Origin of the sequence: Streptomyces sp. NPDC046881, from assembly GCF_040645015.1 — a bacterium.
Taxonomy (GTDB): domain Bacteria; phylum Actinomycetota; class Actinomycetes; order Streptomycetales; family Streptomycetaceae; genus Streptomyces.
This window is the reverse complement of sequence record NZ_JBEYXJ010000009.1, coordinates 1-12,779: the sequence shown is the minus strand read 5'-3', so window position 1 is coordinate 12,779 and position 12,779 is coordinate 1. Positions and strand designations below refer to the sequence as shown.

General features: G+C 71.3%; 12 protein-coding genes. 1 reads left to right on the top strand and 11 read right to left on the bottom strand.

Features of this window, described 5'->3' with window-relative positions:
* Positions 1-112: 112 nt before the first annotated feature.
* The 11 genes from ABZ923_RS06950 to ABZ923_RS06900 all read right to left on the bottom strand — a co-directional run bounded on the left by ABZ923_RS06950 (position 113) and on the right by ABZ923_RS06900 (position 11,626).
* Positions 113-2,965 (bottom strand): DEAD/DEAH box helicase, encoded by a 2,853-nt coding sequence (locus ABZ923_RS06950; RefSeq protein WP_361467749.1) that lies wholly within the window; start codon positions 2,963-2,965, stop codon positions 113-115.
* Between the two features lie 100 nt (positions 2,966-3,065).
* Entirely contained in the window at positions 3,066-4,019 is a 954-nt protein-coding gene (gene tatC, locus ABZ923_RS06945) for a twin-arginine translocase subunit TatC (RefSeq protein WP_361467748.1), read from the bottom strand.
* A gap of 44 nt (positions 4,020-4,063) precedes the next feature.
* Positions 4,064-4,342: a Sec-independent protein translocase subunit TatA gene (tatA, locus tag ABZ923_RS06940; RefSeq protein ID WP_361467746.1), complete on the bottom strand. Its 279-nt coding sequence runs from the start codon at positions 4,340-4,342 to the stop codon at positions 4,064-4,066.
* A gap of 259 nt (positions 4,343-4,601) precedes the next feature.
* Entirely contained in the window at positions 4,602-4,796 is a 195-nt protein-coding gene (locus ABZ923_RS06935; protein WP_361467743.1) for a hypothetical protein, read from the bottom strand.
* A gap of 42 nt (positions 4,797-4,838) precedes the next feature.
* Positions 4,839-5,099 (bottom strand): hypothetical protein, encoded by a 261-nt coding sequence (locus ABZ923_RS06930; RefSeq protein WP_361468000.1) that lies wholly within the window; start codon positions 5,097-5,099, stop codon positions 4,839-4,841.
* 148 nt (positions 5,100-5,247) lie between these two features.
* Positions 5,248-6,252: a WYL domain-containing protein gene (locus ABZ923_RS06925; protein ID WP_361467741.1), complete on the bottom strand. Its 1,005-nt coding sequence runs from the start codon at positions 6,250-6,252 to the stop codon at positions 5,248-5,250.
* 11 nt (positions 6,253-6,263) lie between these two features.
* Positions 6,264-7,217 (bottom strand): WYL domain-containing protein, encoded by a 954-nt coding sequence (locus ABZ923_RS06920; RefSeq protein WP_361467739.1) that lies wholly within the window; start codon positions 7,215-7,217, stop codon positions 6,264-6,266.
* A 159-nt stretch (positions 7,218-7,376) separates the two neighbouring features.
* Positions 7,377-7,748 (bottom strand): FKBP-type peptidyl-prolyl cis-trans isomerase, encoded by a 372-nt coding sequence (locus tag ABZ923_RS06915; protein ID WP_361467736.1) that lies wholly within the window; start codon positions 7,746-7,748, stop codon positions 7,377-7,379.
* An 87-nt stretch (positions 7,749-7,835) separates the two neighbouring features.
* Positions 7,836-8,852 carry an FKBP-type peptidyl-prolyl cis-trans isomerase gene (locus ABZ923_RS06910; RefSeq protein WP_361467733.1) on the bottom strand — a complete coding sequence of 339 codons (1,017 nt, stop codon included), beginning with the start codon at positions 8,850-8,852 and terminating at the stop codon, positions 7,836-7,838.
* Between the two features lie 143 nt (positions 8,853-8,995).
* Positions 8,996-10,357, bottom strand: a complete 1,362-nt coding sequence (pafA, locus tag ABZ923_RS06905) for a Pup--protein ligase (RefSeq protein WP_358647960.1) — start codon at positions 10,355-10,357, stop codon at positions 8,996-8,998.
* A gap of 9 nt (positions 10,358-10,366) precedes the next feature.
* Entirely contained in the window at positions 10,367-11,626 is a 1,260-nt protein-coding gene (locus ABZ923_RS06900; RefSeq protein ID WP_361467731.1) for an MFS transporter, read from the bottom strand.
* Between the two features lie 116 nt (positions 11,627-11,742).
* Here ABZ923_RS06900 and ABZ923_RS06895 point away from each other — a divergent pair, with 116 nt between their 5' ends.
* Positions 11,743-12,762: a LacI family DNA-binding transcriptional regulator gene (locus tag ABZ923_RS06895; protein WP_361467729.1), complete on the top strand. Its 1,020-nt coding sequence runs from the start codon at positions 11,743-11,745 to the stop codon at positions 12,760-12,762.
* Positions 12,763-12,779 lie beyond the last annotated feature (17 nt).

Here is a 12,779-nt window from a genome sequence, read left to right as displayed (position 1 = left end):
CCGTGCGTAACTTACGACAAGCGTACGAAATTCACTCACCATGAAGAGTGAAACGGCGACCGGGGCCGCACCTCAGCGGCCGCGATCGCCGTTCCGGACGAAGACGGGCGGGTCAGCCGACGGACGAGTAGGCCACCACGCCCCGCAGCAACTGGTCGACAGCCTTGCGCGCGGCCTTCCCCACGGTCGACCCCTCCACCGGAGCCGCCGCGGAGATCTGCCCGAGCACGTCGATGACCTGCTTGCACCACCGCACGAAGTCGCCGGCCGGCATCTCCGCCTCCCGCAGCACCTCGTCGAGCCCCTTGCCGGACGCCCACATGTACGCGGCCCAGGCGAAGCCGAGGTCCGGCTCCCGCTGCCCGACACCCTCGGTCTGGCTGATCCGGAACTCTTCCTCCAGCCCGTCGAGCCGGCCCCAGATCCGGACCATCTCGCCGAGTGCGGCCTTGGCCTTCCCGGAGGGCAGCTTCGGCGCCATGGCGTCGTCGCCGACGCGTGCCTCGTAGACCAACGCGGAGACGCAGGCGGCGAGTTCGGCGGGGGCCAGCCCCTCCCAGACCCGCTCGCGCAGGCACTCGCTGGCCAGCAGGTCCAGTTCGCCGTACAGCCGCGCGAGCCGCTTGCCGTGCTCGGTGACCTCGTCGCCGCGCAGATAGTCCAGCTCGGTCAGCAGGGCCACGATCCGGTCGAAGGTCCGCGCGATCGTGTTGGTACGGCCCTCGATGCGCCGCTCCAGCTGCGAGGTGTCGCGCAGCAGCCGGTGGTAGCGCTCGGCCCAGCGGGCGTGGTCCTCACGGTCGTTGCACCCGTGGCACGGGTGCGCGCGGATCGCCGTCCGCAGCCGCGCGATCTCGCGGTCGTCGGCGGCCTGGGACCGCTTCCTGCGCGCCCGCTCCGGCGGGATGTGCCCGGCCTTGGAACGCAGCGCGGAGGCGAGGTCCCGGCGGGACTGCGGCGAGCGCGGGTTGAAGGACTTCGGGATCCGCATCCGGTCCAGCGGCTCCACCGGCACCGGGAAGTCCATCGACGCCAGCCGCTTGACCTGCCGTTCGGCGGTCAGCACCAGCGGGCGCGGCCCGTCGTGGTGGTCGAAGCCGCGGTGGCCGTTGGAGCGGCCCGCGGGCAGGCCCGGGTCCAGCACCAGGGCGAGGCCCGCGTACTTGCCCGTGGGCACGTGGATGACGTCGCCCGGCTTCAGCTTCTCCAGGGCGACGGCGGCCTCGGCCCGGCGCTCGGCGGCGCCCTGCCGGGCCAGCTCGGTCTCCCGGTCCTTCAGCTCCCGGCGCAGCCGCGCGTACTCTTCGAAGTCACCGAGGTGGCAGGTCATGGAGGCCTTGTAGCCCTCCAGGCCCTCCTCGTTGCGCTGCACCTGGCGGGAGATCCCGACGACCGACTTGTCGGCCTGGAACTGCGCGAACGAGGTCTCCAGCAGCTCGCGCGAGCGGTGCCGGCCGAACTGCTCGACCAGGTTGACCGCCATGTTGTACGACGGCTTGAAGCTGGAGCGCAGCGGATACGTGCGGGTGCCCGCGAGACCGGCGAGGTGCTCGGGGCTCATACCGCGCTGCCAGAGCACCACGGCGTGGCCCTCGACGTCGATGCCGCGCCGGCCGGCCCGGCCGGTCAGCTGGGTGTACTCGCCGGGCGTGATGTCGGCGTGCTGCTCGCCGTTCCACTTGACGAGCTTCTCCAGCACCACCGAGCGGGCGGGCATGTTGATGCCGAGCGCGAGGGTCTCGGTGGCGAACACGGCCTTGACCAGGCCGCGGACGAACAGCTCCTCCACGACCTCCTTGAAGGTCGGCAGCATGCCCGCGTGGTGGGCGGCGATCCCGCGCTCCAGTCCCTCCAGCCACTCGTAGTAGCCCAGGACGTGCAGGTCCTCGGTCGGGATGGAGGCGGTGCGCTCCTCGACCAGGGCGCGGACCTGCTCGCGCGCCTCCTCGTCGTTGAGCCGCAGGCCCGCGTACAGGCACTGCTGTACGGCGGCCTCGCAGGCGGCGCGGCTGAAGATGAAGGTGATGGCCGGGAGCAGGCCCTCGGAGTCGAGCCGCTCGATGACCTCCGGCCGGCCCGGGGTCCACACCCGCGAGCGCTGTCTGCGCTCCCGCTCCCGGTCGGCCTCGCGCATCGCCCGGCCGCGTCTGCGGTCCTGGTACGACGGCCGGGTGGCCTCCATGCGGGCGAGGCGGGCCAGGTCGGGGTTGACGGCCTTCTTGTGGCCCTCGCCCTCCTCGAACAGGTCGTACATCCGGCGCCCGGCGAGCACGTGCTGGAACAGCGGCACGGGCCGGTGCTCGGAGACGATCACCTCGGTGTCGCCGCGGACGGTGTCCAGCCAGTCACCGAACTCCTCCGCGTTGGACACGGTGGCGGAGAGTGAGACCAGGGTGACCGACTCGGGCAGGTGGATGATCACCTCCTCCCAGACGGCGCCGCGGAAGCGGTCGGAGAGGTAGTGCACCTCGTCCATGACCACGTAGCCGAGGCCGAGCAGGGTCTGCGAGCCGGCGTAGAGCATGTTCCGCAGCACCTCGGTGGTCATCACGACCACCGGGGCGTCGGAGTTCACGCTGTTGTCGCCGGTGAGCAGGCCGACCTTGGCCGTGCCGTAGCGCCGGCACAGGTCGGCGTACTTCTGGTTCGACAGCGCCTTGATGGGTGTCGTGTAGAAGCACTTCTTGCCCTGCTGCAGGGCGAGGTGGACGGCGAACTCGCCCACGATCGTCTTGCCCGAGCCGGTGGGGGCGGCCACCAGTACGCCCTTCCCCGCTTCGAGCGCCTGGCAGGCCTCGATCTGGAAGGGGTCGAGGCCGAAGTCGTACATCTCGCGGAAGGACGCGAGGGCGGTGGCCTGCTCGGCTGCCCGCCTGCGGGCTGCCGCGTACCGCTCGGCCGGTGAGAGATCCTCTGTCATCGTACTTTCGAGCGTACCGGGCGCCACTGACAACAGGACGATCATTATCCGGATCCCCGGCCCGGGGGCGGACGGCCGATGCCCCCGTCCCTGGGGGGCGGGGGCATCGCACGGTGGAGCGGCGGAGCGGCGGAGCGGCGGACGGTCAGGTCACGTCGTCGTAGCCGTTGACCCGGTCCGTGCTCGCCTGCTCGGGCAGCGCGTGGGTGACCGGGACGGGATCGGCCTCGCCGATGTCCTCGGGCGTCAGGTCCAGCTCGGAGGCCTCGTCGTCGGCGGGGCCCGCGGCCTCGCGGCGGCGCCGGCGACGGTCGTTGAGCAGCGAGAAGCAGCACGCGCCGAAGTACAGCACCCAGATCGGCCCGGCGAGCGCCAGCATGGACAGCGGGTCGGTGCTCGGCGTGGCCACGGCGGCGAAGACCGTGATGCCCAGGATCATGGCCCGCCACCAGCCGATCATCCGGCTGCCGGTCAGCACCCCGGTGAGGTTGAGCATGATCAGCAGCAGCGGCAGCTCGAAGGACAGACCGAAGACGATCACCATGCGCGTGACCAGCTGGAGCAGGTCGTCGAGCGGCAGCAGGTTGGCGATCCGGCCGTCCGGGGTGAAGCCGAGCAGCACCTTGGCGGTGGTCGGCAGCACCTTGTACGCGAAGAAGGCACCGGCGAAGAACAGGGGGGCGCCGGTGAAGACGAAGGCGTACGCGTACTTCTTCTCGTGCCGGTGCAGTCCCGGCGCCACGAAGGCCCAGAGCTGGTAGAGCCAGATCGGCGACGCGAACACGACACCGGCCATCAGCGAGACCTGCAGCGCCAGCGTGAAGGGCGCGAGCAGGCCGTTGATCGTGATCTGGGCACACGGCTGCGTCTTGGCAGTCGAGTGGGCCAACTCCTCGAAGCTCTTCCCGCAACCGACCGAGTCGAGGATCGGCTCGGTCAGGAAGTTGATGATGTCGTTGTAGAAGAAGGCGGCGACCACCGTCACGACGACGACGGCCAGCATCGCCTTCGCGAGCCGGTTGCGGAGCTCACGAAGGTGATCCGCAAGGGGCATCCGCCCCTCGGGATCCTTCTCCTTGTTGCGGGCAGACTTGAGCAACCCACGTCCTCATCTCGTGCGGCAGGCCGGGGTCCGGCCCTGCGTCAGCGCTGGGTGGTGTCCGTCGGCTCGTTGACCGGCCGCGAGCTGGTCACGTCGCCGGGGGCCGCCTGGATGGTGCGCTGGGCCGGGGGCTGCTCGCCGGAGGTGGGCGCCTGGGCGGAGGTGTTGCCCTCCTCCTTCATCGCCTTGGCCTCGCTCTTGAGGATGCGCGCGGACTTGCCGAGCGAGCGGGCCATGTCCGGAAGCTTCTTCGCGCCGAACAGCAGGATGATGACGACGAGGATGAGAATGATCTCGGGAGCTCCGAGCCTTCCGAACATAAGTCTTTACCTTCTCACCGAGGCGGCTGGGTGGGGGTGCTGTCCGACCAGTCGGACATGTGTCCGATGGTCGTCTGGCAGCGATCGTAACGCTCAGGGGTAAACGAGAGGCAATCCCCGTGCGTACTCCCGGTCCACGGTACGGGCCTCGTTCTCCGCACCACGACCAGCAGCGTACCTTTCCCGCAGGGCAGCATGACAGGGCGAAGTGACGCAAAGCGCTTGCCCCGCCGCCCTCACGAGCACCGCCCGTCGCTGCTCAGAGCGTGTCCACGGCGCGGGCCGTGCTCACGGCCGCCCGCTCCAGATCCTCGGCGGCCCGGTTGATACGGCGCGCGGAGTCCGCCACCTGCTCACCGAGGCGCCGCGCCTCGAGGAACACCCGCACGGCGAGCACCCCGAGGACGGCGAGACCCAGGAAACCCACGGCTACCGCGAACATCGGCCAGAACATGACGTCGAGACTAGACCGTCCGCCGGCCCGGAACGCGACCGGCTACACCGTGGAGTGCAGCCGCAGGGTCCGCACCCCGCCGCCGGTGAGCAGCTCGACGATCCGCTCCCCGGCGGGCTTGCGTACGGCGGCCCCGCAGTCGGGGCAGGTGAAGGAGTAGAACGTCGTCCGGCTGCTGGCGCCGATGGCGAGGCGCAGCGCGCTCGCGGCGAGTTCGAAGCGGCCGCGGCAGTCCGGGCAGCCGGCTCTGAAGACGACCGGGGCCACTCTGCGCATCCCGGCGAACGCGGTCGCCGCCGTCATCTCACCCGCACGCTCGCTCACAGGCCTCGCTCCTTCTTCTGGTCGTTCGCCAGGCGCGCCGCCGGGAGTGCCGCGGTCGTGCCGGCTCGCGTCTGCGGCGCCGCCGGTGCCGGCCGCGGGTCCTCCCCCGCGCCGCGACGGGCGGGCCTCACCGCCCGGAGGCCGCCGGCTGCTCCGTGTCGTACGCCGCCAGCGCGTCCGCCGCCGCTCTCCGGGCGCTCTCGGCCAGGTCCGGCGGGGAGACGATCCGGCCGTCGCCGCCGAGCCGCAGCGCGAGCCGGCGCAGGGAGGCCGGGTCGGGGGTGCGCAGAGTGATACGCAGCCCGCCGTCGGGAAGCTCATCGGCGCTGTCGTGCGGGTAGTACTCGGCGACCCAGCGGCCGCCGGGGCCGACCTCGACGACGACCTCCGGGTCCTCGGCGGCCGGCTGGACCAGGGCCTCGGACAGGTCGCGCAGTTCTATCTCGGGCGGCGCCGAGGGCTCGTCGAGGATCCTGATCTCGGCGACGCGGTCGAGCCGGAAGGTGCGCCGGGCCTCGGAGCGGCGGCACCATGCCTCCACATAGGTGTGGCCGACGCTGACCAGCCGGATGGGGTCGATCTCGCGCTCGGTGACCTCGTCGCGGGCCGGGGAGTAGTAGCGGATCCACAGCCGGCGGCGCTCGGAGATCGCCCGGTCGACGTCGGCGAAGACACCGCCCTCGGACTCGAAGGTCACGGACAGGCGGGAGCTGGCACCGGCGGCCTCGCCGGCCGCGGCCTCGACCTTGGCGGTGGCCCGCAGCAGGGCCTGCCGGTCGCTCTCCCGCAGGCCGGGCAGGGTCGACACGGCACGCGCGGCGACCAGCAGGGCGGTGGCCTCGTCGGCGGCGAGCCGGAGCGGCTCGGCCGCCTCCTCGCCGAGCGCGGCCGGGTTGTGCCACCAGATGCGCTCACCGTCGGTGTCGATGTCCAGCAGGTCGCCGCCGCGGAAGCTGGTGCCGCACATGGGCAGCAGGTCGAGGTCGGCGACCAGCTCGTCCTCGGTGATGCCGAAGGCGCGCGCGACGTCGGCGATCCGGGCGCCGGGGCGCTCCCTCAGATACGTCACCAGGGAGAGCATCCGCCGAGTCTGGTCGATGGCGTTGACGGTCCTGGCCGGTTTGGCTGCCACAGTTTTCCCCCTCAGCCCTTGGCCACGGCACGCAGCCGGTCCACCACGTCGGCCCGCAGCTCGGCCGGCTCCAGGACCACCACGTCCGGTCCGAACTCCACCAGCCAGGCGTCCAGGCCGTGCCCGTACGGAATCTCCAACTCGTCCCAGCCGTCGCCGAGTTCCCGGACCTTGACGGCCTTCGCCCGAAGGGGGTAACCGGCGCCGGAGCGCAGCCGGATCAGCGCCGAGCGGTCGGCGATCTCACCGGCCCAGCCCGCGACGGTCTCGCGCACGGTGACGACGTCGGGCACGGGCGCGGTGAAGCCCGTACCCCGGGAGCGGACCTTGCCGGTGATCCGGGAGAGCCGGAAGACGCGCTCGGCGCCCCGGCCGCGGTCGAAGCCGGCCAGGTACCAGTGGCCGCGCCAGCACTCCAGCGCCCACGGCTCGACGTGCCGGGGCTCGGGGCGGGCGGCGGAGGCCTTGCGGTACTCGAAGACGACGGGGCGGCGGTCGCGGCAGGCCAGCATCAGCGGTTCGAAGGCGGCCTCGTGCACCGGGATGCGCGGTTCCAGGGCGCTGTGCGCCTCGTACGGGTCGACGTCCTCGGGCAGGCCGGCGGCGCGCAGCTTCTGCAGGGCGCCGCTGGCGGCTCCGGCCAGCCGGGCCTGCTGCCAGACCTTGGCGGCGAGGCCGAGGGCGGCGGCCTCCTCGGCGTCCAGGGTGATGGGGGGCAGGCGGTTGCTGTCGCGGCGGGCGAGGTAGCCGACCTCGCCGTCCATGTTCTCGACGGTCGCGATGACGAGGCCCAGCTCGCGCAGGTCGTCCTTGTCCCGTTCGAACATGCGGTTGAAGGAGTCGTCGTTGCCCGCTTCCAGGTAGGCCTCGATCGACTCCCGCAGCTCGCGCTTGCTGAGTGGCCGGCGGGTGCCGAGCAGACACAGCGCGAGGTTCATCAGCCGCTCGGCCTTGGCAATGGCCATCGACGCCCTTCGCCTTCCCTATGGTGCTTCTGACCGATGACCGTACCGCTCCGCGGGGCGGTGACAAAAGCCGAGGGCCCACGCCCGAACAGGCATGGGCCCCAGGTGATCGGATCCGGTCGGACCCGGCCGGCCGATCAGGAGTGGATCACGGATGGATCAGACCGCGAGCAGATCCACCACGAAGATGAGCGTCTCGCCGGGCTTGATCGCCGGGGTCGGGCTCTGGTTGCCGTAGGCGAGGTGGGCGGGGATGGTCAGCTGGCGGCGGCCGCCGACCTTCATGCCCTGCACGCCCTGGTCCCAGCCCTTGATGACCCGGCCGCCGCCCAGCGGGAAGCGGAACGGAGTGCCGCGGTTCCAGCTGGCGTCGAACTCCTCGCCGGTGCTGAAGGCCACGCCCACGTAGTGGACGGTGACGGTCTGGCCCGCCTGCGCGACGGGACCGTCACCCTCCCAGATGTCCTTGATCTCAAGGTCAGCCGGAGGCTCGCCGCCCGGGAAGTCGATCTCGGGCTTGTCGATGCTCACGTCAAAAGCTCCTGCTTGTGTACGACACGAAACGCGGACAGTCTTTCATCTCCGCGGGCATCCCGCCCTCCCCGGGAGCCTCCCCCCTCACATGGCCGCGAGGATGTCCACGGTGAACACGAGGGTGGAGTCCTTCTTGATGACGCCGCCGCTCGGCGGGTTGTTCCCGTAGCCCAGCTGCGGCGGGATGACGATCAGGACCCGGCTGCCGACCTTCTTGCCGGTCAGGCCCTCGGCCAGGCCCTTGACCGCCTGCTGCATCTGCTCCAGCCCGAACTGGCTGAGCCGGCCCGAGCCGTACGTCCGCTGGAAGGTCTTGCCGCCCTCCCAGACCAGGCCCTGGAACTGGCACAGGATCGCCTGGTCGGCCTTCAGCTCGGGGCCGTCGCCCTCCAGCACGTACTCGGACACGAGCTTCTTCGGCGGGTCGGACTTGGGGATGGTCACCTTGGGCACCTGGCCGTCGGTGTTGGTGCCCACCTTCGGCAGGGCCGCGCCGCCCTGCGCCACCGGCTGCGCGGCCGGCTTGCCCTTGGCGGAGCTCTTGGAGTTGAAGGAGTCGATCAGGTCGATGACGAAGACCAGGGTGTCGGTGCCCTTGATGCCCGCCTTCGGGTTGCCCTCCTTGCCGTAGCCCCAGGTGGGCGGGACGGCGATCTCGACGCGGCTGCCGGTCTTCTTGCCCGCGAGCGCGTACCGCCAGCCGTCGATGATGCTGCCCTTGCCGAGCTGGATGACCAGCGGGCGATGGCGGTCGTAGGAGTTGTCGAAGACCTTGGCGGTACTCCAGATCTGGCCGAGGTAGTCGGCCTGGATGAAGTCGTTCTCCGCGACCGTACGGCCACTGCCCGCGATCAGCGTCTTCACCGCGAGGTCCTTCGACGGCTCGCCCGTGCCCTTGGCGACGGTCGGCTTCTCGCCGAACTTCGTGCCCGCCGTGACCGCCGGCAGCGGACCGTCGACGATCTTGGGCGGGGGCGGGGAGGACACCGAGGGCGACGCCGAGGCGCCGGTCTTGCTGGTGTCGGACTTGTCGTCACCGCATCCGGCGAGTGTGACCAGTCCTGCGGGTACGGCGGCCAGGAGGAGTGAGCGTCGGCGCACGGAAGAGCCTCGTAATCGGTCGATCTTGCGGGTGGCGTGCGCGCAACTCTACGACTCGAGAAGGGCGCCGTACGGGAAACGTACGGCGCCCGTGTGGCGTTCCGGCATTTCCGTGCCGGAACGCCCTGCTCCCGGAACCGGCTCTACATTCCGGCGATCAGCTTCTCCACCCGGTCGTCCACCGAACGGAACGGGTCCTTGCACAACACGGTGCGCTGTGCCTGGTCGTTGAGCTTGAGGTGCACCCAGTCGACCGTGAAGTCCCTGCGCTGTTCCTGTGCCCGCCGGATGAAGTCGCCGCGCAGCCGGGCCCGAGTGGTCTGCGGGGGAACCGACTTGCCCTCGAAGATCTTCAAGTCGTTGCAGATGCGGGCGGCTTGGCCCTTCTTCTCCAGCAGGTAGTACAGGCCACGACGGCGGTGGATGTCGTGGTAGGCGAGGTCTATCTGGGCGACCCGCGGGTGCGACATCGTCATGTTGTGCTTGGCCCGGTACCGCTCGATGAGCTTGTACTTCATGACCCAGTCGATCTCGGTCTCGATGCGGTCCAGTTCCTCGTTCTCGATCGCCTCGAGGGTACGGCCCCACAGCTCCAGGACCTGCGCGACGGTGCCGGTGCGGATGCCCCGGCGGTCGCAGAAGTCCAGGGCCTTGTCGAAGTACTCGCGCTGCACCTCCAGCGCGGAGGCCTCCCGGCCGCTGGCCAGGCGCACCTTGCGGCGGCCGGTGATGTCGTGGCTGACCTCGCGGATCGCCCGGATCGGGTTCTCCAGGGTGAGGTCGCGCATCACGGTGCCCGCCTCGATCATGCGCAGCACCAGGTCGGTGGCGCCGACCTTGAGCAGCATCGTCGTCTCGGACATGTTGGAGTCGCCGACGATGACGTGCAGCCGGCGGTAGCGCTCGGCGTCCGCGTGGGGTTCGTCGCGGGTGTTGATGATGGGCCGGGAGCGGGTCGTCGCCGAGGAGACGCCCTCCCAGATGTGCTCCGCGCGCTGGCTGACGCAGTAGACCGCGCCGCGCGGGGTCTGCAGCACCTTGCCGGCGCCGCACAGCAGCTGCCGGGTGACCAGGAACGGGATGAGGATGTCCGCGAGCCGGGAGAACTCCCCGTGCCGCGCCACCAGGTAGTTCTCGTGGCAGCCGTAGGAGTTGCCCGCCGAGTCGGTGTTGTTCTTGAAGAGGTAGACGTCGCCTGCGATGCCCTCCTCGTGCAGGCGTCGTTCCGCGTCCACCAGGAGTCCTTCGAGAATGCGCTCGCCGGCCTTGTCGTGGGTGACCAGTTCGGTCACGTTGTCACATTCGGGGGTCGCGTATTCCGGATGTGAGCCCACGTCGAGATAGAGCCGGGCGCCGTTTCGCAGAAAGACATTGCTGCTGCGGCCCCATGACACGACACGGCGGAAGAGGTACCGCGCCACCTCGTCAGGAGACAGGCGCCGCTGTCCCCTGAACGTGCACGTGACGCCGTACTCGTTCTCCAGCCCGAAAATGCGGCGGTCCATGAGTGAACATTACGCCCGATCCCCCGAGCTGAAACGGGGTTCGACAGCACGATTTGGATCATTTTCCGATGAAGCCGCAACGACCGCGCCTCGCGCGGGAGCTGCGAGGACCCGTCCGGTGGCCAGCAGGACCAGCAACGACACGGCTCCGGCGGCCCCCGGCAGCGCGAAGCCCCACAGGGTGCCACCGGCCTGGACCACCGGCCCGGCCAGGCCCGTTCCGACCGAGGCACCCACGGTGAACGTCGTCACCAGCCAGGAGAACGCCTCGGTGACGGTCCCGCTCGGCGCGTGCCGGTCCACGATGATGAACGCGCAGGCGATGCAGGGCGCCAGGAACACGCCGGAGACCACGCTCAGCAGCACCATGGCGACCGGGCCCGGCATCAGCATCAGCGGCAGGTAACACAGCGCCAGAAGGGCCACCAGCACGCTCAGTCGCCGTTCGGGCACGCCGGCCCACTGACGGGCGCCGTAGACGGTGCCGCCGGCCAGCGCCCCGAGGCCCAGTCCGGCCATCAGCCAGCCGTAGACCGCGTCGCCGCCGTGGCCGTCGGCGTACGACACCGAGGCGACCGTGATGGAGCCCAGCGCGATGCCGACGAACAGGAAGGCGGCGAGCAGGGCGAGCAGGCCGGGCGAGCGCAGGGCGCCCAGCCAGTGGGCCTCGCGCGGGGCCGAGCGCCACGCGCGCGAGGGCGGCGAGACGACCACGGAGAGAGCGCCGAGGACGCCCAGCAGGCTGAGCACCAGCAGGGCGGCGCGCTCGTCCCACAGGGACGCGCACAGGGTCACCAGCAGCGGGCCGACGGTGAACATGACCTCCTGGGCGATGGCGTCCATCGCGTACGCGGTGTGCACCTGCTCCTCGCGGTCCAGCACCGAGGGCCACAGCGCGCGCAGCCCGCCCTCCAGGGGCGGGGTGAACAGGCCGGCCGCCGCGACGGCCGCGTGGGCGAGCGGCAGCGGGTCGGTGCCGGCGAAGGCGAACAGCGCCATGGCGAGCGCGGCGAGGACGGCCGCGGGCAACTGGACGCGGGGCTGGCCGTACAGGTCCACGAGGCGGCCCAGCACCGGCTGGCCGACCGCGTTGGCGACGCCGTACACGGCCGCGAGGGCGCCGGCGAGGCTGTAGGTGCCGCCCTCGGCGCGCACGAAGAGCACCAGGGCGATGGCGGCGGTGGCGTTGGGCAGCCGGCCCACCAGGGTGCCGGTGAGCAGCCGCAGGGCGTGCCTCGCCTTCAGGATCTCCAGGTACCCCGTGGCCATGTCCTGCCCTTCCGTGGCTCGCGGGACGCCTCGACGGCGCGAAGTGTTACGTATAACGTCCCTCTTCATACGTACCATGTGCGCTGTTCGCACGTCCAGACGACCGGGAGTGAGTGGTGGCCCGCAGCAGCACGCGCCCGACCAGCCGGGACGTCGCCCAGGCGGCCGGGGTCTCCCAGGCGGCCGTCTCGCTGGTGCTGGGCGACAAGTGGCGCGGCCGGGTGTCGCAGACCACCGCCGAGCGGGTCCGGGAGGCCGCCCGCGAGCTGGGCTACCGGCCCAACCTCGCCGCCCGCAACCTCCGCCTGGGCCGCACCCGCACCGTCCTGCTCGTGGTGCCCGCCCTGACGACGGAGTTCTTCGCCGGCGTCTACACCGGTGCCGCGCGGGTGGCCGCCGAGCACGGCTTCGGCGTGGTCCTCTACCCCTCCCCCGAGGGCATCGGCCCGGCCCGCGACCCCTTCGCCTCCGCGCAGGCCGCCCTGGACGGCGTCCTCGCCTCCTCGATGGCCGCCGACGCCCTCACCGCCATCCGCGGCGACCAGCTGCCCCTGGTCATGCTCGACAGCGACCCCGCGGGCAGCCTGGGCGCCGCGACCGTGAACCTGGACATCGCCGACGGCGTCCGCCAGGTCGCCGAGCACCTGCTGGACCTCGGCCACCGCCGGGTGCTGCACCTGGCCGCGGACGTGCCGTCCTGGACCTTCGAGGTGCGCGCGAGGGAACTGGCCGCGCGCCTGGCCGCCGTGCCGGGCACCGGGATCCGCACGGCCCGGGCCCCGATCACCATCGAGGGCGCGCTGGCCGCCACCGAGGCCGCGCTCACCGCGCCCGGGCCCCGGCCCACGGCGGTGGTCTGCGACGACGACAAGCTCGCCGCCGGCGCCTACAAGGCGCTGCGCCGCCTCGGCCTGCGGGTCCCCGACGACGTCTCGGTCACCGGCCTGGACGACCTGGCCCTGGCCACCGCGATCGACCCCGAGCTGACGACCGTACGACTGGACGCCGAGCTGTTCGGGGAACGGGGCATGCGGGCCCTGCTGGCCGTCCTGGAGGGCCGGGAGCCGGAGGGCGGGGACATCCCCGTGGAACTCGTCGTCCGGGGCTCCACGGCGCCGCCCCGCACGTCCGTATGACGCCGGGTGCCCCGGCC

What these genes read in the sequence shown, in the direction of transcription:
- ABZ923_RS06950 (WP_361467749.1), bottom strand. Translation starts at nt 2,965, where the DNA reads ATGATCGTCCTGTTGTCAGTGGCGCCCGGTACGCTCGAAAGTACGATG.
- tatA (WP_361467746.1), bottom strand. Translation starts at nt 4,342, where the DNA reads ATGTTCGGAAGGCTCGGAGCTCCCGAGATCATTCTCATCCTCGTCGTC.
- ABZ923_RS06935 (WP_361467743.1), bottom strand. Translation starts at nt 4,796, where the DNA reads ATGTTCTGGCCGATGTTCGCGGTAGCCGTGGGTTTCCTGGGTCTCGCC.
- ABZ923_RS06930 (WP_361468000.1), bottom strand. Translation starts at nt 5,099, where the DNA reads ATGACGGCGGCGACCGCGTTCGCCGGGATGCGCAGAGTGGCCCCGGTC.
- ABZ923_RS06920 (WP_361467739.1), bottom strand. Translation starts at nt 7,217, where the DNA reads ATGGCCATTGCCAAGGCCGAGCGGCTGATGAACCTCGCGCTGTGTCTG.
- pafA (WP_358647960.1), bottom strand. Translation starts at nt 10,357, where the DNA reads ATGGACCGCCGCATTTTCGGGCTGGAGAACGAGTACGGCGTCACGTGC.
- ABZ923_RS06900 (WP_361467731.1), bottom strand. Translation starts at nt 11,626, where the DNA reads ATGGCCACGGGGTACCTGGAGATCCTGAAGGCGAGGCACGCCCTGCGG.